Here is a 25,080-nt window from a genome sequence, read left to right as displayed (position 1 = left end):
ACACCAAATCAGCAAGTTAAGCTACGCTCGCCAACCCCAAATCACCCGGCCGGTGAATAATCCGGGTTCAACAGGCTTGTATAGAACAGCAGCTCCGACAGGGCGCCAATGGCGATGGCCTTCGGCTTCTTGAGCTCAAAGAGGTGAAACACATTGTCGGTCGACAGGCCAACCAGATCGATGGCGCTCTTGCCCTTGGTGCCGATCTTGCGCCAGGCGCCCTGAAAAGGGTCGCGGTCGAACATGCCGACCGGAAATTGCCGACACAGCTTCCAGTGCTCGCCGGCCCGGCTCTGCTGCAAGCCAAATCCCTGCGCCAACTCGGCTGAGAGACGCGGATCGTAGCAGAGCGCCAACTCATAATCCGATTCAGACAGCAGCATGGTCGGAATCTTGCTGTCGCGCCCCTTGTCTGCCACGTTGAGACAGATTTCAGTGACCTCGGCCCAGGCAGCCAGTGCCTGCGACAGCGAAGGCCCAAAGCGCAACTCATCACCAAGCAATCGCTTGAGCGTCAGCAGGCGGTACCAGGTGCGCCCACCATGACCCGGCCTCAGCTCTGTTGTGCCAACAAGATCGATTTCGAAGCGCCTCACCCCAAGCCAGTGGCGGACAGCAAGCAGCCACGCGTCAAACGCGCCAGCGGATTCCTGCATGTTGCTCTCGTTGGCGGCCTGATCATCGAGCCTGATGATCAGGTGATCATCGGTGCCTGAAAGAAGGATGTGGCGTGATTCCGGCGCACGAATGGCCTGGCCGGTTCCGTTCCGGAAACGCTCCCGATATTTTTCACGGAGCCGCTCCCCAAATATCTTGTTGTCCATTTTGCCTTCGCTCGGTATCGCCAAGACATCGCAACTAACATCTGTGAAGTTAGAATTTGGTAAATAATGTTTATGTTCTTCAATTTTGTTGAATTAGCGCTTGGTCCACAATTTGGAACAAGGATTCAGGACAGAATCAATCTTAAATTGCGTCGGGATGTTCAATGAACACCGGCCTCGGGTATGAGTATTTTAAATCAAGTCCGGCCGGTCTTGCCCTGCAAGCGGCGCTGGCTGAGAATGCCAATGGAGTTCGTCAAGCAGCAGATCGTGGTGATCCGCCACTGCTTGTTTTGGCGCCAATGATGCAACAATATTTTATTTATCCAAAAATCGTTCGAATGTCGGATCGTATTGTACAGGAATGGCTTGGACCAGCCTATGTTATGACCGGCCGCCAGAAGGCGGCAGATTCATCGCTGCCAGCAACGTTCCAGGTTTATCGCCGGGCCTGATCGCAAGCCGCCGCCTCACCCCAACGCCACCCGCGCCCCCGCATGGCGCACCACCACCCCTTCCAGTTCCAGATCGAGCAGCAGGCTCGCCACCTGGGCGGCGGGGAGGGCGGAGAGGCGGATGAGGTCGTCGATGGGCGCGGGCGTGGGGGAAAGCAGGGGCAGCAGGCGGGCGCGGGCGGCCTCTATGTCGGCTTCGCCGTGGCCGTGCGGGCTGGGCAGCGGCTCGGCCACCTGCAGATGGGTGCGCGGCTGGCCGGAGAGGGTGGAGAGCGCCTCCAGCACATCCGCCGCGCTCTGGATCAGGGTGGCGCCTTCGCGGATCAGGAGGTTGCAGCCCTGCGCGCGCGGATCGAGCGGGCTGCCGGGCACGGCCATCACGTCCCGTCCCAGATCGGCCGCGATGCGCGCCGTGATCAGGCTGCCGGATTTGGGCGCGCCTTCCACCACAAGCGTGCCGGCGGCCAGCCCGGCGATGATGCGGTTGCGGCGCGGGAAGTGGCGGGCCTGCGGCTCCACCCCCGGCGGCTGTTCGGCCACCACCAAGCCCTGATCCGCAATCCGCGCCATCAGATCGGCATGATCGGGCGGATAGGGCACGTCTGCCCCGCCGGCCACCACCGCGATGGTGCCGCGATCCAGGCTGCCGGCGTGCGCCGCCGCATCGATGCCGCGCGCCAGGCCGGAAACGATCACATGATCCGCCTCCGCCAGATCAATCGCCAGTTGCCGGGCAAAGCGGCTGCCGGCCGCGCTGGCGTTGCGGGCGCCGACAATGGCCACCGCGGGCCGATCCAACAGGGTGAGGTCGCCCCGGGCATAGAGCACCGGCGGCGCGGTTTCGGTGCCGGCCAGCAGCGCCGGATAATCGGGGGTGCCGATGAACAGCAGCTGCGCGCCCAGCCGGGCCGCCGTTTCCAGCTCTGCCACGGCAACGGCTTCGGGGCAGATCGCCAGGCGGCGGTTGCCGCGCCGGGCCAGATCGGGCAGCGCATCCAGAGCCGTTTGCGCATCGCCGAAGCGGGCGATCAATTGCCGATAGGTGACAGGGCCAATCGAATCGGTGCGGATCAGGCGCAGGCGCGAAACCGCATCCGCGGGCAGGCTCATTTGGCCTTTTGCCCGATCTTGGATTCGGTGCCGCTGGCCAGCCGCTTGAGATTGTCCCGATGCTGAAAGATCAGCAGCGCCGCCAGCATGGCCAGATGCGCGGACCAGCCGGGCGCCCATTCGCCGGTGAGGAACCAGGCCGCCACCGGGCAGGCGATGGCCGCCAGCATGCCGCCCACGCTGCTGTATCGCGTCACCAGCGCGCCGCCGAGCCAGACGGCCAGCGCGATGGCCCCGGCCAGCGGTGCCGCCGCCAGCGTGATGCCCAGGATCGTCGCCACGCCCTTGCCGCCGCGAAACTTCAGCCACAGCGGGAAGCAATGGCCGATGAACGCCGCCACCCCGGCCATGATCCCGGCCATCTCCCCGGCCAGCTCGCGCCCGATCATCACGGCGGCCGCGCCCTTGCCGGCATCGAGCAGCAGCGTGGCGGCGGCCAGGCCCTTGTTGCCGGTGCGCAGCACGTTGGTGGTGCCGATATTGCCGCTGCCGACCTGGCGGATATCAATCCCGATCATCCGGGTGAGCAGCAGGCCGAACGGAATCGAGCCGAGGACATAGCCAAGCGCGGTTGCAATCCAATCCACCGCAGCAGCCTAGCGGCGCGCGGGCGGCCCGTCTATGCTGGCAGGACATTGGGGGAAAGCGATGAAGCGGTTGTTGGCAGTGGCGGTGGCCCTTTGGGCCGGGGTGTGGGCTGGTACGGCTGGGGCCCAGATGGCCGGGCAGATGAAAACCAGCGCAGCCCGCGATCCGGCGCTGGCCGCCGGGCCCTATGAAACGCTGGTCATCCGCGGCGCCACCATCATCACCGGCAACGGCGGCCCGCCCTATGGCCCGGCCGATATCATCATCAGCGGCGGGCGCGTCACCGATATCCGGTCTGCGGGCACGCCAGGCCTGAAAATGGCCACCAACCGGCCACCAGCGGGCGCCACGCGTGAGATTGATGCCACCGGAATGTATGTTTTGCCCGGCTTTGTGGACATGCACGGCCACCAGGGTGACATCTTCAAGATGAACGACCCCGATTATGCGTGGAAGCTTTGGCTGGCGCACGGGGTGACCAGCTTGCGCGGGATTCCGCTGTATGGCGGGGATGTGGCCCGGGCGCTGAACGACAAGAAGCGCGCGGCGGCGGGCGAGATCATGAGCCCGAGACTCTATGTTTATCAAACACTTGGCAGCGGCGCCAACGCAGGCTGGAAGGGCGGTCGGGTGCTCACGCCCGAAAAGGCGCGCGAATGGGTGCGCTGGGCGGCAAGTGTCGGGATTGATGGGATAAAATTCTTCAACCGGGGTGACGAAACCCCGGAAATCGACCGCGCCGCCATCGACGAGGCGAAGAAGCTGGGCCTGGGCACGGTCGCCCACCTGTCGCAACCCAACATCGCCGAATTCAACGCCCGCGATGCCGCCGCCGCCGGCCTGGGCACCATCACCCATTTTTACGGGCATTTTGAAAGCCTTCTGGACGGACGGCGGGTGCAGGACACGCTGGCGGATTATAATTTCAACGATGAACAGATGCGCTTTGGCGGGATTGCCGAAATCTGGGACCAGATCCACCCGCCCGGCAGCCCGGAATGGGTGGACTATCTGAAAACCCAGAAGAAAACCGGGGTGAACTTCGATCCCACCTTCAACATCTACAGCGCCAGCCGCGATCTAATGCGGGCGCAGCGGGCGGAATGGCACGAGCGTTACACCCTGCCCAGCCTGACGCGATTCTTTGAATCCAACCGCGACAACCACGGCAGCTATTTCTTCGAATGGACCAGCGAGCGCGAGTATGAATGGCGGCGATTCTACACGCGCTACATGCAATTGGTGAACGATTACAAGAATATGGGCGGCCGGGTGACGACGGGCAGCGACCCGGGGTTCATCTGGCAGACCTGGGGCTTCGGCTATATCCTCGAGCTGGAACTGCTGCGCGAGGCTGGCTTTGCCCCGCTGGAGGTGATCCAGTCTGCCACCATCAATGGCGCCCGCACGCTGGAAGAGCCCAAGGGCCGCGAGCCGGATTTCGGCCTGGTCCGCGTGGGCATGCGCGCCGATCTGATCGTGGTGCCGGAAAATCCGCTGGCCAACCTCAAGACCCTCTATGGCACTGGATTCGCTCGGCTTGACGAGGCGACCCAGACCACGGTGGTGAAGGGCGGCATCCGCTGGACCATCCGCGACGGCATCGTGCACGACGTGCCGGCCATCCTGAAAAATGTCGCCGATCAGGTGGCGGCAGCGAAGGCGGCCGCCAAACTGTGAAGCCCGCAACGAACAACTCCCTCCCCCTTGCGGGGAGGGCGACTCGCGCGGAACGCGCGGCGGGGTGGGGGTTGCACCCGTGACGGGCAGTGTCGACCTCAAATCGCGCGCCCGCCAGATGCGCCAGGCCATGACGCCGGCAGAGGCGGTGCTGTGGACCATCGTGCGCACACAGCCGCTCTCCCAATGGCATTTCCGCCGCGTTACATCGCTGATTTCTGCAGCCATGCGGCGTGCCTGGTGGTGGAGGCCGATGGCGAGGGGCATGTGTTGGGCCACGCCGGCGACGCCGTCCGTGATGGCTGGTTCGCAGGGCAAGGGTATCGGGTTTTGCGGTTCGAAAACAACCGGATATTGGCTGAGCGGGATGGGGTCTTCCGGGCGATTTGTGCGGTGCTGGCGGCTTCCAGCCCCCCACCCCGGGCCGGCGCTGCGCGCCGTCTCTCGCCCTCCCCGCAAGGGGGAGGGAGACGCGCATGAAGCCCGCCTCCGTCGTCGATTACCGCGCGCTGAGCCGCCGGCGGGTGCCGCGGTTCCTGTTCGATTATACCGACGGCGGCAGTTATGCCGAGGCGACATTGGCCAGAAACGTGGCCGATCTGGCCAATATCGCGCTCGATCAACGCGTGTTGGTGGACGTTTCCCGGGTTTCGGCGGCGGTTTCCTTGCTGGGGCAGAAACTGGCCATGCCGGTGATCCTGGCGCCGGTGGGGCTGGGCGGGCTGCATGCCCGGCGCGGCGAGGTGCAGGCCTGGCGCGCGGCGCGCAGCGCCGGGGTGGGCATGGCGCTATCCACCGTTTCGGTGTGCAGCCTCGCAGAGGTGACGGCGGGCGGCGGCGCGCCACCGTGGTTCCAGCTCTATCTGGTGAAGGATCGGGCCGCGAACGAGGCGATGATTGCCGAGGCCAGGGCACAAGGCGCGCCGGCGCTGGTGCTCACCGTTGATCTGCCAACGCCCGGCGCGCGTTATCGCGATGTCCGCTCCAGCCTCACCGGCGCGCCGGGCCTTGCCGGCATGCTGCACCGGGCGGCGCAGGTGGCGGCGCGGCCGGGCTGGGCGGTGAATGTCGGCCTGTTGGGCGGGCCGGTGGCGATGGGCAATCTCACCCAGCTGGTCGGGGCCAGGGCGCCCTTGAGCGACTATCTCGGCTGGATCGCGCGCAATTTCGATGCCAGCGCCGATTGGGACCGGCTGGCCTGGGTGCGGTCGCTGTGGCCGGGGCCGCTGATCGTCAAGGGCATATTGCACCCGGATGATGCCGCACTGGCGGTGAGCCATGGCGCCGATGCCATTGTGGTGTCCAACCATGGCGGGCGGCAGCTGGATGGCGCGATCTCGGCGGTGCGCGCGCTGCCGGCGATCATGGACCGGTTGGGCGGCTGCATCCCAGTGCTGGCCGATGGCGGCGTGCGATCGGGCCTGGATGTGCTGCGCTATCACAGCCTGGGGGCCAGCGCCGTGATGATCGGCCGGCCCTGGGTGTGGGCGCTGGGTGCCGCCGGGCAGGCGGGCGTGGCGCATGTGCTGGCCCTGCTCAAGGCCGAGCTGGAGACGGCGATGGCGCTGACGGGTCGCACCCGGCTGGCCTGACCGGCAAAAGCGCTGTATCGCGCCCACATGACCAACCGGCTGACCATCGCCCTTGCCCAGCTGAACGCCCGCGTGGGCGGGCTTGTCGCCAATGCCGATGCGATCCTGCGGGCGCGCGAGGCCGCCGCCGGGGCCGATCTGCTGGTCACGCCCGAACTGTCGATCGTGGGCTATCCGCCTGAGGATCTGGTGCTGAAACCGGCGCTGGTCGCTGCGGCACGTGCGCAGGTGCAGCGGCTGGCGGCGGCGACGGCGGACGGCGGCCCGGCCCTGCTGGTCGGTGCGCCCTGGGCGGAAGGCGACGCGCTCTACAACGCCATGCTTCTGCTGGATGGCGGGCGCATCGCCGGCATCACCCGCAAGCATGATCTGCCCAATTATGGCACCTTCGATGAAAAGCGGCTGTTCACCCCCGGGCCGCTGCCGGGGCCGCTGAACTTGCGCGGCGTGCGCATCGGCGTGCCGGTCTGCGAGGACATGTGGTGGCCCGATGTGTGCGAGTGCCTGGCGGAAACCGGAGCCGAGCTGCTGATCGTGCCCAATGGCAGCCCTTATGAAGTGGGCAAGGATGATCGCCGCCTGTCCCTTGCTGTCACCCGCGTCACCGAAACAGGCTTGCCGCTGATCTATTTGAACCGCGTCGGCGGGCAGGACGAGCTGGTGTTCGATGGCGCATCCTTCGTGCTGAATGCGACACGCCAATTGGCCCATCAGCTGCCCGATTGGGACGAGACCATCCGCCTGACGCACTGGACGCGCACGGATGCAGGCTGGGTGTGCGAGGCCGGCGCCATCAGCGCCCAGGATGATGACCCGGCCGATGTCTATCACGCCATGCTGGTGGCCTTGCGCGATTATGTGAACCGCAACGGCTTTCCCGGCGTGGTGCTGGGGCTTTCGGGCGGCATTGATTCGGCGCTGTCCGCCGCCGTGGCCGTGGATGCCTTGGGCGCTGACCGGGTGTGGTGCGTGATGCTGCCCAGCCCGTTCACCAGCCAGGACAGTCTGGACGATGCTGCCGAATGTGCGCGGCTGTTGGGCTGCCGGCTCGACACCTTGCGCATCGAGCCGGCGATGACGGGCTTTGATGCCATGCTTCAGCCGTTGTTCGAGGGTCGGGCGCGCGACATTGCCGAGGAGAATATCCAGTCCCGCATCCGCGGCCTTGCCCTGATGGGCATTTCGAACAAGTTCGGGCCGATGCTGCTGACCACCGGCAACAAGAGCGAGATGAGCGTGGGCTATGCCACCATCTATGGCGACATGGCCGGCGGCTATTCGGTGCTGAAGGATCTGTACAAGACGACCGTGTTCCGGGTGAGCGAATGGCGCAACGCCCACAAGCCGCGGCTGGGCCTGGGCCCGGATGGCCCGGTGATGCCCACCCGCGTGATCACCAAGCCGCCCACCGCCGAGCTGCGCGAGAACCAGAAGGACGAGGACAGCCTGCCGCCCTATCCGCTGCTGGATGCAATCCTGTTCGGCCTTGTGGAGCAGGAGAGATCGGCGGCTGAGCTGGTGGCAGACGGGCTGGACGCCGAAACCGTCACCCGCATCGAGCGGTTGCTCTATGTCGCCGAATACAAGCGACGGCAGGCGCCGCCGGGGGTGAAGATCGGCAAACGCAACTTTGGCCGCGATCGCCGCTATCCGATCAGCAATGATTTCCGCACGGCCTGATCTGGTTCTGGTGCTGCTGTTGGCCGCCATGCCGGTGCAGGCGGCCAAGCGAGCCAAGCCCGCGCCGCTGCCGCCCTTGCCGCCGCTGGAACTGCCGGCGACAGCGCCACTGATCGAGGCCGAGATCGCCGGGCAGCCGGTGCGGCTGACCGTGGACCTGGGCGGCGACGACATCGTGCAGATCAACCCCGAAAGCCCGCTGCGCGCCGTGCTGGCCGCCGCCACCCGACCCGACGGCGTGGCGGCGGACCGCGGCCAGTATCGCGTTGCCGTGGGACAGGCAGCGCTGGCAATCCCCTTTACCCGTGAAGCCGTGATGATCGCCGGCCGGCCGGTGCGGGCGCGGGTGCTGCAACCGGGCGCCGCGCCGCCGGGGCAACCCGAGGGCAGCGATGGCGTGATCGGCCTGCCGTTGCTGCCGCATGACCGGGTGACGCTGCGGCTGCGGCCCGCGACCAGCGCCGATGGCAGCCAGAACCTGCCGGCGCGCATCGGCCGCAGCGATGCCTGGGGCTTTGATTGGCTCCTGGGCAAGGCCGGGGAGCTTGATGTCGAAATCCACCCGCTGCGGGCCACCAGCGTGATCAGCGCGGCCGCCGCCAGCGCGTTGGCCGCTGTGGGCGACGGCCGGCTGGTGGGCGGCGTGAGCCGCGTGACGATCAGCTTTGGCGCAGCGCGCCCGGTGCGCCGGCTGGAACTGGCGAGGCCCGTCGCCATCGCCAATCTGGTCGTTCAGGGCGGGCTGGTGCGGCTTTACGACTGGGCCGGCCGGACCAACCTGCCGCCCGAAGCCCAGGCCGAAACCGAGCTGGCGGTGGTGGGCAAGCGCGGCCGCCAGGGTGCCTGGCGCAACATCAAGCTGGGCCGGGACGTGTTGGGCGCCTGTGCCAGCATCGGCTGGCAACGCGATGCCGAGCGCCCGCAACTCAGCAGCTTCACCCTGCTGTGCCCGCGACCCTGACCAAATCCTGATCATCTGGACAGGCGCAGGCCGCCGCAAACATCTTGCCGCATCGCATTGGCGGCGCGATGATGGCAGGCACAGGCGCGCCGCCGGGAACAGGTGGCCCTTGGGGGAGGACAGACTATGGACATGACCCGTCGTGACACGATCACGTTGGCAGGTGGGGCGCTGGCCGGTGGCCTGGCGGCCGCTGGCGCCCTTGCCGCCGCACCGGCTGCGGCCCAGATGGGCGGCGCCCGCCGGCTGGGATCGAAGGAAAAGGTCGCCTATTGGGTGGCCACCATCACGCCGTGCGATGCCAAGGGCATGTTTGATCCCGGCGCCATGAAGGCGGTGATGGAATGGCACCAGAAGTGCGGCGCCGATGGGGTGGTCGTGCTGGGCACGTCGGGCGAGTTTCCCAGCTTCTCGGTGGCGGAGCGCAAGCGCATCACCGAGGTGGCGATGCAGCACAAGGGCAACATGAACATCATGGTGGGCCCCGGCACGCCCAATATCGTGGAGACCATCGATCTGGCCAAACATGCCCAGAGCGTGGGCGCCGATGGCCTGCTGGTGATCCCGCCCTTCTATTTCGATCAGCCGCCCAATGAAGGCCTGATCCATTATTACACCCAGCTGTTCGAGGCGGTGTCGATCCCGATCAACCTCTATCACATCCCCGGCACATCGGAGGTGAAGATCACCCACGAGCTGCTGACCGCGATGATGAAATATCCGCATCTGGCCGGCATCAAGGACTCGTCGGGCAGCCCGGAAGGCTTTGCCGAATTCCTGAAGGGCTTCCCCGAACTCAACATGCGCTGCGGCACGTCGAACAACCTGATCCCGGCGGTGGAGGCCGGCATGGGCGCCATCCTGGCGGACGGCAACCAGTTCAGCGACAAGTGCGCCGACATCTTCAAGACCTACCGCGCCAAGGGCGACTGGAAGGCGAAGCTGGCGCATCTGCGCGCCGCGCAAGGCGTCATCCGCGATCACAACATGGGCGCCAACACCTATGCCTCGATGAAATATATCCTGTCGCTGCGCATGGGTGGCCCCATGATGTATGCCCGCACGCCGATGCCGCAGCTGACCGATGCGCAAAAGGCCAGCCTGAAGGCCGGTCTGGAAAAGGCCATGGCCCTGCCGACGGCTTGACCCGTCGGCAGCAGCAAAGAATTTTGGCCTGAACAGCCAAGCAAGGGGCAACCACATGAAGATCATCACCACCCTGCCGCTCAGCGTTGCGGCGGCCCTGCTGCTGACCACGGCCGCGGGCGCACAGACGCCGGCCAAGGAAGGCACGGTTGCGGCGCGCACCACCAACGGCGTCGCCAACTGGACCACCTATAATGCCGATCTGAAGGGCAGCCGCTATTCGCCGCTCGACCAGATCAACGCCGGCAATTTCGGCAATCTGGAAATCGCCTGGCGGTTCAAGACCGACATTCTGGGCAGCCGCCCGGAATACAAGCTGGAATCGACCCCGCTGGCGGTGGATGGCATCATCTACACCACCGGCGGCACCCGCCGCGCCGTGGTGGCGCTGAACGGGGCCACCGGGGAATTGCTGTGGCAGTTCGCCCTGCACGAAGGCAAGCGTTCGGCCGAATCCCCACGCGCGCTGTCGGGCCGGGGCCTGTCGTACTGGACCGATGGCACCAAGCGCCGCATCCTCTATGTCACCATCGGCTATCGCCTCGTTTCCCTGGATGCCGACACCGGCCGGCCCGATCCCGAGTTTGGCGAGAATGGCGTTGTCGATCTGAAAAAGGATTTCGATCAGGATCTGGGCGATCTTGATACTGGTGAAGTCGGCGTCCACTCCGCCCCGGCGGTGTCGGGCAACACCATCATCATCGGCGCTGCCTTCCGCGAAGGCTTCACGCCGAAAACCCACAACAACACCAAGGGCTATGTCCGCGCCTTTGACGTGCGCACTGGCAAGCGCATGTGGACCTTCCACACCGTGCCCAAGCCGGGCGAGTTTGGTTATGACAGCTGGCTGAACAAGTCGGCCGACGTGAACGGCAACACGGGGGTGTGGACGCAGGTTTCGGTCGATGAGGAGCTGGGTCTCGCCTATCTCGCGGTCGAATCGCCGACGTCGGACTTTTTCGGTGGCAAGCGTCCGGGCAACAATCTGTTCGGCAACAGCCTGGTCGCCGTCGATCTGAAGACCGGCGACCGCAAATGGCATTTCCAGCTGATCCACCACGAGATCTGGGATCTCGACAACAGCAGCGCCCCGCTGCTGATGGATGTGACGGTGGATGGCAAGCCGCGCAAGGTGGTGGGCCTGCCGTCGAAGCAGGGCTTCTTCTATGTGTTTGATCGCGCGACCGGGGTGCCGGTGTGGCCGATCAAGGAAACCAAGGTGCCCAAGGGCAATGTGCCCGGCGAATGGTACAGCCCGACCCAGCCCATCCCGTCGAAGCCGCCGGTCTATAGCCGCAACGGCTATCTGGAGAGCGACCTCATCGATTTCACGCCGGAACTGAAGAAGAAGGCGCTGGAATTGACCAGCAAATATCAGCTGGGCCCGGTCTATACCCCGCCGATCGTGTCGACGCCGGAAAAATTCGGCGTGATCAACAACTGGGCGCAGGGCGGCACCAACTGGCCGGGTGGCTCCTTCGATCCCGAAACCGGCATCGCCTATGTCTATGCCTGCGGCACCTGCATCAGCTCCACTGGCCTGCAGCCGCCGCCGCCCGGCCTGTCTGATATCCCGCTGGTGGTGGGCGTGGCCGGCCAGCCGGTGACGATGATCAAGGGCCCGGGCGAGGGCGCTGGTGCCGACAGCCCGGCCGTGGCGCCGGCCCCCGGGGCGGGCTCTGGCCCACCGCGCCTGGCGGTGGATGGCCTGCCGCTGATGAAGCCGCCCTATGGCACGATCAGCGCCATCGATGTGAACAATGGCACGATCAAATGGCAGATCGCCCATGGCGAAACGCCGGATTTCGTGCGCAACCATCCGGTGATCAAGGCGATGGGCGGCATTCCGCGCACCGGCCAGGCCACCTATCAGATCGGCACGCTGGTGACGAAGACGCTGGTGATCGCCGGCGAAAACCAGTTCACCACCACGCCGGATCACCCGCGCGGTGCCATGCTGCGCGCCTATGACAAGCAGACCGGCAAGGAAGTGGGCGCGGTGTTCATGCCCTCCACCCAGTCCGGCTCGCCGATGACCTACATGATCGGCGGCAAGCAATATATCATCGTGCCGACCAGCGGTGGCAATTCGTCGGGCGAGTTCATCGCCTATGCCCTGCCCGGCAAGAAGTGAGGAGTGAGGTGATGCGTGCCCTGTTGCTGATGATCCCTGTTGCCCTGGCCGGCGCTGCGTTCGCCCAGGAGGCGGGCAAATCGGTGTGGCAGGGCATTTATACCGTGGAACAGGCCGACCGTGGCGCCGGGGTCTATGCCCAGCGCTGCGGCGCCTGCCATGGGGCGGCCCTGAACGGCACCGGCGAGGCACCGCCGCTGATCGGTGGCGAGTTCGTCAGCCATTGGGACACGATGACCGTGGGTGACCTGTATGACCGGGTGCGCACCACCATGCCGCAGAACGACCCGCAATCGCTGAGCCGCGAGGATTATGCTGATGTGCTGGCGTTCCTGTTGAAAACCAATGGCTTCCCGGCCGGCAGCCAGCCGCTCGACAAGCGGTCGGAAGTGCTGGCCACCATCGGCATCACGGCGGAAAAACCGGCCGGCATGTGATCGGCCAAGAGGGGGGACGATGAAGGCGATCATCACGGCGAGCCTGTTGCTGGCCGCCAGCAGCGCCTTGGCGCAACAGGCCGCCAACCCGCCGCGCCCGGTTTGGACGGTGGAAACCCTGCCGCAACCGGCCCCGCTGACGGCCGAAACCAACAAGCAGCCTAATCCCTATCGCAGCGAATTTGGCTTTCTGAAGCTGCCGCCAGGCCGGGTGATGGGATCGACCAGCGCGGTGGGCGTGGACAGCCGCGGCCATATCTGGGTGGCCGAACGCTGCGGCGCCAACAGTTGCGGCAACAGCCTGATCGATCCGATCATGGAATTTGATGAAAAAGGCAATTTCATCAAGGCCTTCGGCGGCGGGCTGACAGTGTTTTCGCACGGGTTTTATGTCGACGCCGCTGACAATATCTGGCTGACCGATGCGCGCGCGATGCCGGGCAAGGGTGCCACCGTGCTGAAGTTCAGCCCGGACGGCAAATTGCTGATGACGCTGGGCAAACCCGGTGTGCAGGGCAAGGGCACTGATGTGTTCACCGAACCCAATGCGGTGATCGTGGCGAAGAATGGCGACATCTTTGTTGCCGATGGGCACGAGGCCGATCGCGGCGTCGCCCGCATCCTGAAATATGACAAGACCGGCAAGTTCCTGATGCAGTGGGGCCAGCCCGGCAAGGGCCAGGGCGACCTGGAGGTGCCGCACGCGCTGGCGATGGACTCAAAGGGCCGGCTCTATGTCGGCGACCGCTGGAACAACCGCGTTCAGGTCTACACGCAAAAGGGCAAGCTGCTGCACAGCTGGACCCAGTTTGGCCGTCCATCGGGCCTGTTCATCGACAAGAACGACATCCTCTACAGTGGCGATTCCGAAAGCCGGCGCCCCGTGGGCTATGGCTATAACCCCGGCTGGCAGCGCGGCATCCGCATCGGCAGCGTGAAGGATGGCAAGGTGACGGCCTTCATCCCCGATCCCGATCCCAACCCCGATGGCGGCGCCACCAGCGGCGCCGAAGGCCTGTGGGTGGACAAGGATGGCATCATCTATGGCGCGCAGGTGAAGGAACGCACCGTGGCGCGGCACTTGCCGCAAAAGTGAAATTNCCCTCTGGGGGAGGTGGCAGCCGCAGGCTGACGGAGGGGGCGCGCACTTCGGCCCTGGCCAGCCCCCTCCGCCCTGCGGGCACCTCCCCCCAGAGGGGGAGGATCGCTGCTCACTTCACCGGCGTCCCCGCCGATCCGCTGCCGCCATCGACATAGCGGGTCGCCCACACGCCGTTGGCAACGCCCAGGATGATCGTCTCCTCATCGGCGCCATCGAAATGCACCGCGCCGGCCGGCACCACCACGAAGCTGCCGGCCGGAAAGGCCCGCGCCCTGGCCTTGTCCATTGCCGGCCCCCAGCCCAGCTTCAGCACGCCCTTCAGCACGAAGATGCGCGCCGTGCTGCTGTGGCTGTGCGGCGCGTCCCACCCGCCGGGCGGCAGCGCGAAGGCATAGGAGAAGGCCTGCCCCGCCACATCGCGCCGGCCATCCAGCAGGGCAAAGCGGCTGCCATCGGCGGCCGGCGGGCCCCAGGGGATGGTGTCGGGCGTGATGGCGACAGCATCAGCCGGGGCGGCGGCGGTGGAAGCAGCGAGGGCGAGCAGGATCATCAGCATGGCCCCACGCTACCGCCGGCCCGCATCCCGGTCTGGCGAGAATCGGACGGTGATTTCCGCGCCCAAAGCCTCTATGGCCAGCGCCATGATCGTTACCCGCTTCGCCCCGTCGCCCACCGGCCGCCTCCACGCCGGCAATATCCGCACCGCGCTGGTCAACTGGTTGCTGGCAAAGCAGGCCGGCGGTCGCTTCCTGCTGCGGCTGGACGACACCGATCTCGCCCGCTCCACAGCGGAATCGGCCCGCTCCATCCGTGCCGATCTGGCCTGGCTGGGCCTGTCGCCGGATGCGGAGGTCAAACAGTCCGACCGCTTCGCCCTTTATGAAGATGCGCTCAACCGCCTCGCCGCGCAGGGCCGCGCCTATGCCTGTTATGAAACGCCGGAAGAGCTGGAGCTGAAGCGCCGCGTCGCCCTGTCGCGCGGGCTGCCGCCAATCTATGACCGCGCCGCGCTGGCGCTCAGCGAGGCTGACAAGGCGAAGCTGGAGGCCGAGGGCCGCCGCCCGCACTGGCGCTTCAAGCTGGACGAGACCGCCGATCTGGACTGGACCGACGGCGTGCGCGGCCCCTGCCATTTCCCCGCCGCCTCCCTGTCTGATCCCGTGGTCCGCCGCGCCGATGGCTCGTGGCTCTACATGCTGCCGTCGGTGGTCGACGATATCGAGATGGGCATCACCGACATCGTGCGCGGGGAGGATCATGTCACCAACAGCGCCGTGCAGCTGCAGATGTTCGCAGCGCTGGGCGCTCAGCCGCCGCGCCTCGCCCATCTGGCGCTGCTGACCGGGGCCGATGCCGCCCTGTCCAAGCGGCTGGGATCGGAAGGGGTGGAGGCCTGGGCCGCCGCCGGCATCGAACCGGTGGCGGTGGCCGCGCTGCTCGCCCGGCTCGGCACCTCGCAGCCGGTGGAACCGCTGGCCCGGCTGGCCGATCTGCTGCCCGGCTTTGCGCTGTCCCACTTTGGCCGCGCCCCCGCCCGCTTTGATCCGGCCGATCTTGCCAGCCTGTCCGCCCGCTGCCTGCACCACATGGATCATGACGATGTGGCGGCCCGGCTTCCTGCCGGCATCGGCGCCGCCGAATGGCAGGCGATCCGCCCCAATCTCACCCGGCTCGACGAAGTGGCGGCCTGGCACGCCATCATCGCCGGGCCGATCACGCCCGTGGTGGAGGAAGCGGACTATATCGCCACCGCCCGCACCACGCTGGCCGATCTGCCCTGGGGCGATGACATCTGGAGCCGGCTGGTTGAGGCGCTGAAGACCGCCACCGGCCGCAAGGGCAAGGCCCTGTTCCTGCCGCTGCGCCTGGCGCTGACCGGCCAGCCGCACGGCCCGGAAATGGCCGCGCTGCTGCCGCTGATCGGCCGCGACGAGGTGCTGCGCCGGCTGGCGGGCTGAGGCGAACGGGCGCAGAAGCGCCCCTGTCATTTTCACCAGTCCATGTTATACTATCACGGTACCGTTGACACGGCGGAACGCCGGCGCTGTGCGATTCACCTTGTTTGGGGAGTATCGCTGATGACCCGTATCTCCACCCGCGTCTCCGGAGCCGCGGCCACCGCCGCCGTGCATCTTGCCCTTGGTGCCTTGCTGCTCGCCGGCTGGCAGGTCAGCCGCATCGTCACGCCGCCCAAGCCGATCATCCTGGTCAACCGGCCCGCCCCGGTGACGCCGCCTGCTGGTCCCATCGTCACCACCACCGATCTGCCGGTCAACCCGGTGATCGATCAGCCGGTGTGGGACAATGTGGTTGATCCGGTCGTGCGCAGCGATCCCCGCTCGGCTGATCCGGGCCCGCAGACCGTGGCCGGCGGCGGTGATGAGCCGGTGGTGACCAGCCCACCGCCGGTGCAGCCTGGCCCCAGCCGCATCGCCCGCCTGCGCGGTGGTGACGCGATGCAGCCGCCCTATCCGTCCGCGTCGCGCGCGCTGAACGAGGAGGGCAGCGTGTCCCTGACGGTGAACATCGCCGCCGATGGCCGGGTGAGCGCGGTCAGCCTGCTGCGCTCTTCGGGCTTTGCCCGGCTCGACAAGGCCGCGCTCGACTTCGCGCTGCGGCGCTGGCGCTTTGAACCGGCGCTGGACAATGGCAAGCCGGTGGCCAGCACACGCAACTTCACCATCCGCTTCAACCTGGCCGACGCCGCCTGACCGGCCATCCGGGGGGGCGGCCACCGCGCGCCCCGGATTGACAGGCGCCGCCACCGCGCCATCCATGGCGGCCATGCAGTTGCTCTTCCTCCACGGCCCGCCCGCCGCCGGCAAATACAGCATCGCCCGCCGCGTTGCCGATGCAACCGGCCTGCCGCTGTTCCACAACCATCTGGTCGAGGATGCGGTGCACGCCATTTTTCCCTTCGGCTCCCCGTCGTTCGTGCGCCTGCGCGAAGCCTTCTGGCTGGAAAGCTTCACCGCCGCCGCTGCCGAGGGCCGTTCGCTGATCTTCACCTTCCAGCCGGAAGCCAGCGTTTCCCCCGGCTTTCCCCAGGCGGCGGCCGACATCTTCACCCGGGCTGGCGGGCGCTGCCGCTTCGTGGCGCTGCAGCTGGGCCTGGCCGATCAGTTGGCCCGCGTCGCCAATGAAGACCGCGCCCGCTTCGGCAAGCTGCGCGATCCGGACCTGCTGGCCCGGCTGCACGCCGAGTTCGCCGTCGCCGAAGCGGCCATGCCGGCATCGGAACTGACCATCGACACCGGCACCACCAGCATCGCCGATGCCGCCACCCGCATCATCGCCCTCCTCGGCCGCTGATTGCCGCACCTCTGGCCAATCCGGCCCGGCCAGCCTATCCTTGCGCCATGGCCTTTCTTGACCCGCTCGACGCTGCGCAGAAGCGCAAGCGCTATTGGATCGGCGCCGGCTCCGTGCTGGCGACGACGATCATCATGACGATGTTCCTGATCGAATCGCAGTGGGGCTATGCCAAGCCCGATCCGGTCATCATCTATGCCCAAAGCTGGAAGGCGGACCGCAGCCGCGAAGACGCCATCGCCGATGCCAAGGCGACCAAGGCAGCGCGGGAGGCAAAGCTGGCGCAGGCGCGCGCCTATATCGCCACGCTGCAGGGCAAGGCGCGGGAAGACGCGCAGAAACAATATGATGACTATGTCGCTGGCGGCGGCTTCAAGAAGGATATTCCTTATGTCGCCGCCCAGCCGAGCGTGGAGGCCATCGTGCGGGTGCCGGCCCCGGCCGAGCCGCCGATAGAGTGAGCAGCGCCGAAGACTGGCGCTGCATGGGCGCAAGCCTGGCGCTGGCCAGCCGCGGCGTTGGCCTGGCCACCCCCAACCCATCGGTCGGCTGCGTGATCTGGCGCAATGGCCGGGTGGTTGGCCGTGGCCACACCCAGCCCGGCGGCCGCCCGCATGCCGAAGCGATGGCGCTGGCACAGGCGGGCGCGGCCGCGCGCGGTGCCACCGCCTATGTCACGCTGGAGCCTTGCGCCCACCAGTCCCCGCGCGGGCCGAGTTGCGCCGACTCGCTGGTGGCCGCCGGCATCGCCCGCGTGGTGGTGGCCGCCCCCGATCCCGATCCGCGCACCAACGGCGCCGGCCTCGCCCGGCTGACAGCGGCCGGCATCGCGGTGACCAGCGGCGTGCGCCGGGCCGAGGCCGAATCGGGCCTGGCCGGCTTCCTCACCCGGCTGCGACTGGGTCGGCCGCACATCACGCTGAAACTGGCCACCAGCCTCGATGGTGCCATCGCCATGGCCGATGGCCGCAGCCAGTGGCTGACCGGCCCGCGCGCCCGCGCCGCCGCCCATCTGGAACGGGCGCGCGCCGATCTGATCATCGTGGGCCGCGGCACCTGGGATGCCGATGCCCCCCGGCTGGATGTGCGCCTCGCGGGGCTGGAAGGGCGCAGCCCCCGTATCGGCGTGGTCGGTCGGGGCCACGGCCTGCCCGGTCATGTGCGGCATCTGCCCGATCTCGCCGCCCTGTGCGCCGATCCCGCCCTGCATGTGCTGGCCGAAGGCGGCATGGGCCTCGCCGCCAGCCTGCTCGCCGCCGATCTGGTGGACCGGCTGCTGCTGCACCGCGCCCCGGTGATCGTCGGCGGCGGCCGCACGCTGGGCGACATCGGTCTGGCCGATCTGGCCGACGCGCACGGGCGCTGGACGGCGCAGCCGGCGCTGGCGCTCGGCGTTGACCGCATTGAAGCCTTCACGCGGAAACGTTAGGGCTGATACTCCCTCCCCCTTGTGGGGAGGGTCGAGAGACCGAGCGCAGCGAGGGCCCGGGGTGGGGGGACAGGCTATGGCCATATGCGGACCCCCACCCCGCCGCGCTGCGCGCGAGTCGACCCTCCCCACAAGGGGGAGGGAGATGGCCCGCTTGCACTTCAACCCAGCTGACACCAGGACGTCGCCCATGTTCACCGGCATCATCACCGACATCGGCACCATCACGGCGGCGGAGGAGCGCGGCGACCTGCGCGTCACGGTCGCCTGCGGCTATGACACCAGCGGCATCGCCATCGGCGCCTCCGTCGCCAATTCGGGCGTGTGCCTGACGGTGGTGGCCAAGACGGCGGACAGCCTGACGTTTGACGTGTCGGCCGAAACCCGGCGGCGCACGGCGGCGCAGATGTGGCAGTCTGGTGCCCGGCTCAACCTGGAACGCGCGCTGAAGGTGGGCGATGAACTGGGCGGCCATATCGTCACCGGCCATGTCGATGCCGTCGGCCGCATCGCCAGCATCGAGGCGGAGGGCGATTCGAAGCGCTTCACCTTCCAGATGCCGGCCAGCGTCGCCCCCTATGTCGCGCCCAAGGGCAGCATCTGCCTGAACGGCGTGTCGCTCACCGTCAACGAGGTGAGCGACGATGATCTGGGCCATTGGTTCACCGTCAACATCATCCCGCACACCGCCGAATGGACGACCTTTGGCACGGCGGCGGCCGGAGACGAGGTGAATATCGAGATTGATGTGCTCGCCCGCTATCTGTTCCGGATGAACCAGCTAAAGGCCGTGAATTCATGAATGGCTAGGGTCGGGATCGCCAGGCGACCGCGCAGCGGCGACGGCGCTTTTGCCCGCTGGCCGCGTCGCGTTGTCGGTTGCGGTGCGCTGCACCGCGCCCTTCTCGCTCCTTGCCAGCGAACAAAATCACCATCGTCACGACCCCAGCCATTCATGAATTCACGGCCTGGTCTTGACATCAGAATGTGACAGGCGCATGCCGCCCTCACATTTCGATGTGAGGCCCTGTGATGAGCGAGTCCCTGATTGCCCGGCTGCGTGACCTGGTTGCCAGCGGTGAGGAGACCAAGGCCGGCATGGCCCGCGCCGCTGGCCTGCATGCCAACAGCCTGCGCGCGCTGGACGAGGCGGACTGGAACCCCACCGCCGAGACCCTGCGCAAGCTGGAGGCCTGGCTGGCCGACCGCAGCGCCGGCCCCGCCCTGTCGCCGATCGAGGAGATCATCGACGAGGCCCGCAACGGCCGCATGTATATCCTGGTCGATGACGAGGATCGCGAGAATGAGGGCGATCTGATCATCCCCGGCCAGATGGCGACGCCGGATGCCATCAACTTCATGGCCAAGTTTGGCCGTGGCCTCATCTGCCTCGCCATGGCGGCCGATCGGGTGAAGGCGCTGGGCCTGCCGCTGATGGCGCAGCACAATGGCACCCGCCATTCCACCGCCTTCACCGTTTCGATCGAGGCCAAGGAAGGCGTCACCACCGGCATTTCGGCGGCCGACCGGGCGCGCACGGTTGCCGTGGCCATCGATGCCGCCAAGGGGCCGGAACATATCGTTTCCCCCGGCCATGTGTTTCCGCTCGTCGCCCGCGATGGCGGCGTGCTGGTGCGCGCTGGCCACACCGAAGCCAGCGTGGACATCAGCCGGCTGGCCGGGCTGAACCCCAGCGGCGTGATCTGCGAGATCATGAACGATGATGGCACCATGGCGCGGCTGCCCGATCTGATCCCGTTCGCCCGCCGCCACGGCCTGAAGATCGGCACCATCCGCGATCTCATCGCCTATCGCCACGCTCACGACCGGCTGGTGAAATGCGTGGCCGAAACCAAGCTGGAAAGCTGGCACGGCGGCGAATGGACGGCGAAAACCTATGCCAACACCGCCGAGTATGGTGAGCATATGGTGCTGCAGAAGGGCCGCATCGAGCCCGGCAAGCCCACGCTGGTGCGCATGCACACCCAATCGATGTTCACCGACATGTTCGCTGAAAAGGGTGACCGCGCCGGCCAGCTGCAGCGCGCCATGGACGTGATCGGCAGCGAGGGCGCTGGCATCATCGTCATCATCCGCGATGGCAGCCCCACCGCCATTTCCGAACAGATGCGCGCCAAGGGCAAGGGCGAACCGATCACCCTGCGCGACTATGGCATCGGCGCGCAGATCCTGGTGGATCTGGGTGTGACCGACATGATCCTGCTCACCAACCAGCACCGCAACATCGTCGGCATCGAAGGCTATGGCCTGAAGGTGGTTGGCGAGCGCGCCATCCCGCCGCGCGCCTGACCTGCGGCCGGTGCTGCCGAAATACAGCCTTGTCGAGCGGGAGCGCCGCTGGCTGGTGGCGCAATTGCCGCCCCTGCCGGCCGCGCATCGCCGCATCGAGGATCGCTATATCATCGGCACCCGCCTGCGCCTGCGCCGCATCACCGACAGCGAAACCGGCGCGGTGCAGCACAAGCTGACCCGCAAATATGACAGCGCCGATCCCGCCGCCCGCCCCATCGTCACCGCCTATCTGGAGGCGGCGGAGCATGCGGTCGTCGCGGCGCTGCCCGCCCATGTCATCACCAAGCGCCGCCACCGGCTGGATGGGTTCAGCGTCGATGTGTTCGACGGCCCGCTCGCGGGCCTGGTGTTGGCCGAACGCGAAGCGGCCGATGCCGCCAGCCTGGCCGCGCTGCCCCGGCCCGCCTGGCTGGGCGCGGACGTGACCCAAAATCCCTGCTATCAGGGCGGCCATCTTGCCGCCCACGGCCTGCCGGAGACCTGAGCCATGCACATCCTGATCGTCGAAGCCCCGTTCTACACCCACATCGCCGCCATGCAGCGCGACGGCGTGACCGATGCCCTGAAGGCTGCCGGGGCCACGTGGGACGTGATTTCGGTGCCTGGCGCGTTGGAAATCCCGGCCGCCATCGCCTTTGCCGATGCAAGCGGCCAATATGATGGCTATGTCGCGCTGGGCTGCGTGATCCGCGGTGAAACCTATCATTTCGAGGTTGTGGCCGGCGAAAGCGCCCGCGCCATCATGGCCCTCACCTTGGATGGCCTCGCCATCGGCAACGGCATCCTGACGGTCGAAAACGAAGCCCAGGCCATCGCCCGGGCCGACAAGACCCAGAAGAACAAGGGCGGCGAGGCGGCAGCGGCCGCGCTGGCCATGGTGGGGCTGAAACAGCGCTTTGCCTGATGCCCCGGTTCATGCCACGCTGCTGGCATGACGCTGCACCCCATGCTCGCCCAGATGCTCAGCCTGATGCCGGCGGAGCCGGATTATGGGCGACACACCGCCACCGCCGCCCGTGCCGCGATGCAGGCGCGGGTCGCCATGCTGCTGGCGATGGCGCCCAAGCCGGCGGGGCGCGAGGATATCATCGAGGGCGACCTCGCCCTGCGGATCATCCGGCCGTCCACGGCGGGCCCGCACCCCGTGGTGCTGTTCCTGCACGGCGGCGGCTGGGTGGTGTGCAGCAACGACACGCACCAGCCGCTGGCGGTCGCGATCGCCAATGCCACCGGCGCGGCGGTGGTGATGGTCGATTATCGGCTGGCGCCCGAACATCCCTTTCCGGTGCCGCTCGATGATCGCCTGGCCGGGCTGGCCTGGGTGCGCGACCAGGGCGCGGCGCACGGGCTGGATGCCAGCCGCATCGTCGTGGCCGGCGATTCGGCCGGCGGCAACCTGGCGGCGGTGGTCGCCGCGCACGCGCCTGATCTCGCCGGGCAATGGCTCATCTACCCGGTCACCGATTGGCCCGATGCGGCGGCCTATCCCAGCTATGCCGAAAATGATGTTGGCTTCGGCCTCTCGTCAGCGGCGATGCGCTGGTATTGGCAGCAATATGGCGGTGATGGGCCGGATGCCCGGCCGATGCAGCGCGCCGATCTGGCCGGGCTGCCGCCGGCGCTGGTGCAAACCGCCCAATTCGACGTGCTGCGCGACGAGGGCGAGGCCTATGCGCGGCGGCTCGAAACCAGTGGCGTGCCGGTGCAACTGACCCGCCATGCCGGCATGATCCACGGCTTCCTGTCGATGACCGGCCTGTTGCCCGGCGCCGATGCTGCGCTGGCGGAGGGTGCAGCGTGGGTGAAATCCCGGCTTCAGAGCAGGTAAACCACCACATAGCGCGCCACCAGCGCCGCCATGGTGAGTTCGCACCAGCGCTTGCCGCGTGCCAGCATCGCCGCCAGCATCAGGATCACCAGCACCACCGTCAGCCCCAGTGACAGCGGCCGGGTCAACAGCTTCGCCAGCGCCGGCTGGCTGGCGTAAAAGCCGAGCTGGCAGGCCAGCAACACCAACATCACGCCGATGACGATGCGGCGCACGCGGAAGAAATGCGCGTCATGATCGCCGGCTTCGTCACTGTCGCGCGGGAACACCAGGCTGGCGGCGAGAAAATAGGCGCCGGTGAACAGCATGATCGCCATCAGCGCATGGCCCGACACCGCCAGCACATCGCGCGTCACCCAGACCGCCTGCCAGAAGCTGATCAGATCAAGCAGCACGAAGGTGCCGAGCAGCGGCGTGAGCCAGCCGATGCGCACCGCCGATCCGGGCCGCAGCTGCGCCTGGATGGCACGGGCCAGCCCAGCCAGGATCTCGGTCAGCGACAGGCCGAGCAGCAGGCCGAAGAAGGAGAAGATGAATTCGAATTGCGACATGGGTGCACCTCAACACCCGGTCACCGGCCTGACAAGCCGCTGCCCCGCGACATTCCGAAGCGCGGTGCGCACGCCGCAGTGCAACATGAACCGCCCCGGCCTAAATCACCCTCGTCTGATCCTCCGAACTTCAGGCACCAAGCGGGCGGTGGCCCAAGCGATCCGACCCGCCATCCACCGCCCGCTTGCCCCTTTCGGCGCCTGCGCGCGCCAATTGCCACCATGACAGCGTGCGCCGATGCGCCTATGGCAGCCGCGATGCAGCCTGCCCCCGCCTTTCGCGATCTTGCCCATATCGATGCGTGGATCTTCGATCTCGACAACACGCTCTACCCCGCGCACTCGTCACTGTTCCCGCAGATCGATGCGCGCATGGGCCTGTTCATCCAGCGGTTGTTGAACGTGGACCCGGCCGAAGCCCACCGCATCCAGAAGGGCCTGTTCCATTCCCACGGCATGACGCTGCCGGGCCTGATGGCGCTCTACAACGTTGATCCGCACGATTTTCTCGCCCAGGTCCATGATGTCGATCTGGAGGTCATTCGCCCGCATCCGGAGCTGGGTGATCTGATCAGCCGGCTGCCGGGCCGCAAGTTCGTCTTCACCAACGCTGATGCGCCCTATGCAACACGCGTGCTTGAACGGCTTGGCCTGACCGAAGCCTTTGATGCCCTGCACGACATCCACGCGCTTGATTATGTGCCGAAACCGCAGCCGCCGGCCTATGCCCATATGTGCGCCACCCACGGCATCGATCCGGCCCGCGCCCTGTTCGTGGAGGACATGGCGCGCAACCTGGCCCCGGCCAAGGCCATCGGCATGGCCACGGTGTGGATCGACAATGGTTCGGAACAGGGGCCGATTGACGGGCTTGACCATATTGATTTTCGCGTCACTGATCTGGCCGCTTTTCTGGCCGACGTGCTGGCAGGATTGGAACAACAGGCATGACCATCGAACAGATCATCAAAACGGGCTGGGAAAAGCGCGCCGACATCAGCCACCGCACCGAAGGCGAGCTGCGCCTGGCCGTGGAACGCGCCATCGCCATGCTGGATGCCGGCGAGGTGCGGGTGGCCGAACCCGACGGCAACGGTGGCTGGCGCACCAACCAGTGGCTGAAAAAGGCTGTGCTGTTGAGCTTCCGCCTGCACGACAACCAGGTCATGCCCGGCCTTGGCGCCGCCAATTTCTATGACAAGGTGCCGCTGAAGTTCGAAGGCTGGGGAGACAACAGCTTCCGCGACGCGGCTTTTCGCGCCGTGCCGGGCGCCATCGTCCGCCGCGGCGCCTATATCGCGCCGGGCGCCGTCCTGATGCCCAGCTTTGTCAACATCGGCGCGCGGGTGGGCAAGGGCACGATGGTCGATACCTGGGCCACCGTCGGCAGCTGCGCCCAGATTGGCGAGAATGTCCATATCTCGGGCGGGGCCGGCATCGGCGGCGTGCTCGAACCGCTGCAGGCCAATCCGGTCATCATCGGGGACAATTGCTTCATTGGCGCCCGCGCCGAAGTGGCCGAAGGCGTGATTGTTGGCGAAGGTGCGGTGCTGTCGATGGGCGTCTATCTGGGCGCCAGCACCAAGATCGTCGATCGCGCCACCGGCGAAATCCACATCGGCAAGGTGCCGCCCTATGCCGTGGTCGTGTCCGGCACCATGCCCGGCAAGCCGCTGCCCGACGGCACGCCGGGCCCCAACCTCTATTGCGCCGTGATCGTGAAGACGGTCGACGCCCAGACCCGCAGCAAGACCGGCATCAACGAGCTGCTGCGCGACTGAGGCTGGTCAAACCCCAAGAACCCGCTCATGCCGAGCTTGTCGAGGCACGTACCGCATCCGGAGCGTGCCTCGACAAGCTCGGCATGAGCGGTTCAGTCGCGTTGCAGTCGACACTAAAGCTGGGCACCTCCATTAACTCAGCTGAGCACCGCGCCGG

Annotated in this window: 26 protein-coding genes and 1 pseudogene; 22 read left to right on the top strand and 5 right to left on the bottom strand. The window is 66.9% G+C overall.

The window, feature by feature from the left end; translation table 11 throughout:
* Positions 1–41: 41 nt before the first annotated feature.
* Complete coding sequence (locus CHU93_RS04045) at positions 42–824, bottom strand: hypothetical protein (RefSeq protein WP_094472870.1); 783 nt, start codon at positions 822–824, stop codon at positions 42–44.
* Between the two features lie 164 nt (positions 825–988).
* On the opposite strand from CHU93_RS04045, the gene CHU93_RS17290 reads away from it, so the two are divergent.
* Positions 989–1,279, top strand: coding sequence for a hypothetical protein (locus CHU93_RS17290; protein WP_133064312.1), 291 nt, complete (start codon positions 989–991; stop codon positions 1,277–1,279).
* A 15-nt stretch (positions 1,280–1,294) separates the two neighbouring features.
* On the opposite strand, the gene dprA is transcribed toward CHU93_RS17290, so the two are convergent.
* Both dprA and plsY read right to left on the bottom strand, forming a co-directional pair.
* Positions 1,295–2,389 carry a DNA-processing protein DprA gene (dprA, locus tag CHU93_RS04040; RefSeq protein ID WP_094472869.1) on the bottom strand — a complete coding sequence of 365 codons (1,095 nt, stop codon included), beginning with the start codon at positions 2,387–2,389 and terminating at the stop codon, positions 1,295–1,297.
* Positions 2,386–2,976, bottom strand: coding sequence for a glycerol-3-phosphate 1-O-acyltransferase PlsY (gene plsY, locus CHU93_RS04035; RefSeq protein ID WP_094472868.1), 591 nt, complete (start codon positions 2,974–2,976; stop codon positions 2,386–2,388). Before plsY ends, dprA begins: the two co-directional genes overlap by 4 nt.
* 61 nt (positions 2,977–3,037) lie before the next feature.
* On the opposite strand from plsY, the gene CHU93_RS04030 reads away from it, so the two are divergent.
* The 9 genes and pseudogenes from CHU93_RS04030 (at position 3,038) to CHU93_RS03985 (ending at position 13,703) form a co-directional block, all read left to right on the top strand.
* Positions 3,038–4,657: an amidohydrolase family protein gene (locus tag CHU93_RS04030; RefSeq protein ID WP_094472867.1), complete on the top strand. Its 1,620-nt coding sequence runs from the start codon at positions 3,038–3,040 to the stop codon at positions 4,655–4,657.
* A pseudogene (locus CHU93_RS18250) lies at positions 4,611–5,137 on the top strand (endonuclease domain-containing protein). Before CHU93_RS04030 ends, CHU93_RS18250 begins: the two are co-directional and overlap by 47 nt.
* Complete coding sequence (locus CHU93_RS04015) at positions 5,134–6,249, top strand: L-lactate dehydrogenase (protein ID WP_094472865.1); 1,116 nt, start codon at positions 5,134–5,136, stop codon at positions 6,247–6,249. Before CHU93_RS18250 ends, CHU93_RS04015 begins: the two are co-directional and overlap by 4 nt.
* A gap of 27 nt (positions 6,250–6,276) precedes the next feature.
* Complete coding sequence (locus CHU93_RS04010) at positions 6,277–7,929, top strand: NAD+ synthase (protein WP_094472864.1); 1,653 nt, start codon at positions 6,277–6,279, stop codon at positions 7,927–7,929.
* Positions 7,910–8,890 (top strand): hypothetical protein, encoded by a 981-nt coding sequence (locus CHU93_RS04005; RefSeq protein ID WP_094472863.1) that lies wholly within the window; start codon positions 7,910–7,912, stop codon positions 8,888–8,890. The genes CHU93_RS04010 and CHU93_RS04005 overlap by 20 nt, the downstream gene beginning before the upstream one ends.
* A gap of 126 nt (positions 8,891–9,016) precedes the next feature.
* Positions 9,017–10,036: a dihydrodipicolinate synthase family protein gene (locus tag CHU93_RS04000; protein ID WP_094472862.1), complete on the top strand. Its 1,020-nt coding sequence runs from the start codon at positions 9,017–9,019 to the stop codon at positions 10,034–10,036.
* Between the two features lie 55 nt (positions 10,037–10,091).
* The gene (locus CHU93_RS03995) at positions 10,092–12,170 is read left to right on the top strand and encodes an outer membrane protein assembly factor BamB family protein (RefSeq protein ID WP_094472861.1); all 2,079 of its coding nucleotides are present in this window, start codon (positions 10,092–10,094) and stop codon (positions 12,168–12,170) included.
* 11 nt (positions 12,171–12,181) lie between these two features.
* Entirely contained in the window at positions 12,182–12,607 is a 426-nt protein-coding gene (locus CHU93_RS03990; protein ID WP_243375196.1) for a c-type cytochrome, read from the top strand.
* A 19-nt stretch (positions 12,608–12,626) separates the two neighbouring features.
* Complete coding sequence (locus CHU93_RS03985) at positions 12,627–13,703, top strand: peptidyl-alpha-hydroxyglycine alpha-amidating lyase family protein (RefSeq protein ID WP_094472860.1); 1,077 nt, start codon at positions 12,627–12,629, stop codon at positions 13,701–13,703.
* Positions 13,704–13,818: 115 nt separating this feature from the next.
* On the opposite strand, the gene CHU93_RS03980 is transcribed toward CHU93_RS03985, so the two are convergent.
* Entirely contained in the window at positions 13,819–14,259 is a 441-nt protein-coding gene (locus tag CHU93_RS03980) for a cupin domain-containing protein (protein WP_165768593.1), read from the bottom strand.
* A gap of 91 nt (positions 14,260–14,350) precedes the next feature.
* Here CHU93_RS03980 and gltX point away from each other — a divergent pair, with 91 nt between their 5' ends.
* The 10 genes from gltX (at position 14,351) to CHU93_RS03930 (ending at position 22,591) form a co-directional block, all read left to right on the top strand.
* Positions 14,351–15,667 carry a glutamate--tRNA ligase gene (gltX, locus tag CHU93_RS03975; protein WP_094472875.1) on the top strand — a complete coding sequence of 439 codons (1,317 nt, stop codon included), beginning with the start codon at positions 14,351–14,353 and terminating at the stop codon, positions 15,665–15,667.
* 120 nt (positions 15,668–15,787) lie between these two features.
* The gene (locus tag CHU93_RS03970) at positions 15,788–16,420 is read left to right on the top strand and encodes an energy transducer TonB (protein WP_165768592.1); all 633 of its coding nucleotides are present in this window, start codon (positions 15,788–15,790) and stop codon (positions 16,418–16,420) included.
* A 73-nt stretch (positions 16,421–16,493) separates the two neighbouring features.
* Complete coding sequence (locus CHU93_RS03965) at positions 16,494–17,021, top strand: P-loop nucleotide/nucleoside kinase family protein (protein ID WP_094472874.1); 528 nt, start codon at positions 16,494–16,496, stop codon at positions 17,019–17,021.
* Between the two features lie 47 nt (positions 17,022–17,068).
* Complete coding sequence (locus CHU93_RS03960; RefSeq protein ID WP_094472857.1) at positions 17,069–17,482, top strand: hypothetical protein; 414 nt, start codon at positions 17,069–17,071, stop codon at positions 17,480–17,482.
* Between the two features lie 23 nt (positions 17,483–17,505).
* Positions 17,506–18,450 (top strand): bifunctional diaminohydroxyphosphoribosylaminopyrimidine deaminase/5-amino-6-(5-phosphoribosylamino)uracil reductase RibD, encoded by a 945-nt coding sequence (ribD, locus tag CHU93_RS03955; RefSeq protein WP_094472873.1) that lies wholly within the window; start codon positions 17,506–17,508, stop codon positions 18,448–18,450.
* 190 nt (positions 18,451–18,640) lie between these two features.
* Complete coding sequence (locus CHU93_RS03950; RefSeq protein ID WP_094472856.1) at positions 18,641–19,252, top strand: riboflavin synthase; 612 nt, start codon at positions 18,641–18,643, stop codon at positions 19,250–19,252.
* A 230-nt stretch (positions 19,253–19,482) separates the two neighbouring features.
* The gene (gene ribB / locus CHU93_RS03945) at positions 19,483–20,760 is read left to right on the top strand and encodes a 3,4-dihydroxy-2-butanone-4-phosphate synthase (protein WP_094472855.1); all 1,278 of its coding nucleotides are present in this window, start codon (positions 19,483–19,485) and stop codon (positions 20,758–20,760) included.
* Positions 20,729–21,247, top strand: coding sequence for a CYTH domain-containing protein (locus tag CHU93_RS03940; protein ID WP_243375192.1), 519 nt, complete (start codon positions 20,729–20,731; stop codon positions 21,245–21,247). The genes ribB and CHU93_RS03940 overlap by 32 nt, the downstream gene beginning before the upstream one ends.
* A gap of 3 nt (positions 21,248–21,250) precedes the next feature.
* Positions 21,251–21,667 carry a 6,7-dimethyl-8-ribityllumazine synthase gene (gene ribH, locus CHU93_RS03935; protein ID WP_086115309.1) on the top strand — a complete coding sequence of 139 codons (417 nt, stop codon included), beginning with the start codon at positions 21,251–21,253 and terminating at the stop codon, positions 21,665–21,667.
* Positions 21,668–21,694: 27 nt separating this feature from the next.
* Complete coding sequence (locus tag CHU93_RS03930; RefSeq protein WP_094472854.1) at positions 21,695–22,591, top strand: alpha/beta hydrolase; 897 nt, start codon at positions 21,695–21,697, stop codon at positions 22,589–22,591.
* Here the strand turns inward: CHU93_RS03930 and CHU93_RS03925 are convergent.
* Complete coding sequence (locus CHU93_RS03925; protein WP_094472853.1) at positions 22,579–23,142, bottom strand: hypothetical protein; 564 nt, start codon at positions 23,140–23,142, stop codon at positions 22,579–22,581. The two genes, CHU93_RS03930 and CHU93_RS03925, sit on opposite strands and share 13 nt — an antisense overlap.
* A gap of 258 nt (positions 23,143–23,400) precedes the next feature.
* On the opposite strand from CHU93_RS03925, the gene CHU93_RS03920 reads away from it, so the two are divergent.
* Both CHU93_RS03920 and dapD read left to right on the top strand, forming a co-directional pair.
* On the top strand, positions 23,401–24,093 hold the full coding sequence (locus CHU93_RS03920) for a pyrimidine 5'-nucleotidase (RefSeq protein ID WP_094472871.1): 693 nt from the start codon (positions 23,401–23,403) through the stop codon (positions 24,091–24,093).
* Positions 24,090–24,923 (top strand): 2,3,4,5-tetrahydropyridine-2,6-dicarboxylate N-succinyltransferase, encoded by an 834-nt coding sequence (gene dapD / locus CHU93_RS03915; protein WP_094472852.1) that lies wholly within the window; start codon positions 24,090–24,092, stop codon positions 24,921–24,923. Before CHU93_RS03920 ends, dapD begins: the two co-directional genes overlap by 4 nt.
* Positions 24,924–25,080 lie beyond the last annotated feature (157 nt).

Origin of the sequence: Sandarakinorhabdus cyanobacteriorum, assembly GCF_002251755.1 — a bacterium.
Classification (GTDB): domain Bacteria; phylum Pseudomonadota; class Alphaproteobacteria; order Sphingomonadales; family Sphingomonadaceae; genus Sandarakinorhabdus; species Sandarakinorhabdus cyanobacteriorum.
The sequence above is the reverse complement of the archived record's forward strand: the minus strand, read 5'-3'. Positions and strand labels throughout refer to the sequence as shown.

What these genes read in the sequence shown, in the direction of transcription:
- CHU93_RS03930 (WP_094472854.1), top strand. Translation starts at nt 21,695, where the DNA reads ATGACGCTGCACCCCATGCTCGCCCAGATGCTCAGCCTGATGCCGGCG.
- CHU93_RS03925 (WP_094472853.1), bottom strand. Translation starts at nt 23,142, where the DNA reads ATGTCGCAATTCGAATTCATCTTCTCCTTCTTCGGCCTGCTGCTCGGC.
- CHU93_RS03950 (WP_094472856.1), top strand. Translation starts at nt 18,641, where the DNA reads ATGTTCACCGGCATCATCACCGACATCGGCACCATCACGGCGGCGGAG.
- CHU93_RS03960 (WP_094472857.1), top strand. Translation starts at nt 17,069, where the DNA reads ATGGCCTTTCTTGACCCGCTCGACGCTGCGCAGAAGCGCAAGCGCTAT.
- CHU93_RS04000 (WP_094472862.1), top strand. Translation starts at nt 9,017, where the DNA reads ATGGACATGACCCGTCGTGACACGATCACGTTGGCAGGTGGGGCGCTG.
- dapD (WP_094472852.1), top strand. Translation starts at nt 24,090, where the DNA reads ATGACCATCGAACAGATCATCAAAACGGGCTGGGAAAAGCGCGCCGAC.
- CHU93_RS04045 (WP_094472870.1), bottom strand. Translation starts at nt 824, where the DNA reads ATGGACAACAAGATATTTGGGGAGCGGCTCCGTGAAAAATATCGGGAG.
- gltX (WP_094472875.1), top strand. Translation starts at nt 14,351, where the DNA reads ATGATCGTTACCCGCTTCGCCCCGTCGCCCACCGGCCGCCTCCACGCC.
- CHU93_RS04015 (WP_094472865.1), top strand. Translation starts at nt 5,134, where the DNA reads ATGAAGCCCGCCTCCGTCGTCGATTACCGCGCGCTGAGCCGCCGGCGG.
- CHU93_RS03980 (WP_165768593.1), bottom strand. Translation starts at nt 14,259, where the DNA reads ATGATCCTGCTCGCCCTCGCTGCTTCCACCGCCGCCGCCCCGGCTGAT.
- CHU93_RS04005 (WP_094472863.1), top strand. Translation starts at nt 7,910, where the DNA reads ATGATTTCCGCACGGCCTGATCTGGTTCTGGTGCTGCTGTTGGCCGCC.
- CHU93_RS03970 (WP_165768592.1), top strand. Translation starts at nt 15,788, where the DNA reads ATGACCCGTATCTCCACCCGCGTCTCCGGAGCCGCGGCCACCGCCGCC.
- CHU93_RS03985 (WP_094472860.1), top strand. Translation starts at nt 12,627, where the DNA reads ATGAAGGCGATCATCACGGCGAGCCTGTTGCTGGCCGCCAGCAGCGCC.
- CHU93_RS17290 (WP_133064312.1), top strand. Translation starts at nt 989, where the DNA reads ATGAACACCGGCCTCGGGTATGAGTATTTTAAATCAAGTCCGGCCGGT.
- ribB (WP_094472855.1), top strand. Translation starts at nt 19,483, where the DNA reads ATGAGCGAGTCCCTGATTGCCCGGCTGCGTGACCTGGTTGCCAGCGGT.
- dprA (WP_094472869.1), bottom strand. Translation starts at nt 2,389, where the DNA reads ATGAGCCTGCCCGCGGATGCGGTTTCGCGCCTGCGCCTGATCCGCACC.
- CHU93_RS03920 (WP_094472871.1), top strand. Translation starts at nt 23,401, where the DNA reads ATGCAGCCTGCCCCCGCCTTTCGCGATCTTGCCCATATCGATGCGTGG.
- CHU93_RS04010 (WP_094472864.1), top strand. Translation starts at nt 6,277, where the DNA reads ATGACCAACCGGCTGACCATCGCCCTTGCCCAGCTGAACGCCCGCGTG.
- CHU93_RS03990 (WP_243375196.1), top strand. Translation starts at nt 12,182, where the DNA reads ATGCGTGCCCTGTTGCTGATGATCCCTGTTGCCCTGGCCGGCGCTGCG.
- CHU93_RS03965 (WP_094472874.1), top strand. Translation starts at nt 16,494, where the DNA reads ATGCAGTTGCTCTTCCTCCACGGCCCGCCCGCCGCCGGCAAATACAGC.
- CHU93_RS04030 (WP_094472867.1), top strand. Translation starts at nt 3,038, where the DNA reads ATGAAGCGGTTGTTGGCAGTGGCGGTGGCCCTTTGGGCCGGGGTGTGG.
- CHU93_RS03995 (WP_094472861.1), top strand. Translation starts at nt 10,092, where the DNA reads ATGAAGATCATCACCACCCTGCCGCTCAGCGTTGCGGCGGCCCTGCTG.
- ribH (WP_086115309.1), top strand. Translation starts at nt 21,251, where the DNA reads ATGCACATCCTGATCGTCGAAGCCCCGTTCTACACCCACATCGCCGCC.
- ribD (WP_094472873.1), top strand. Translation starts at nt 17,506, where the DNA reads ATGGGCGCAAGCCTGGCGCTGGCCAGCCGCGGCGTTGGCCTGGCCACC.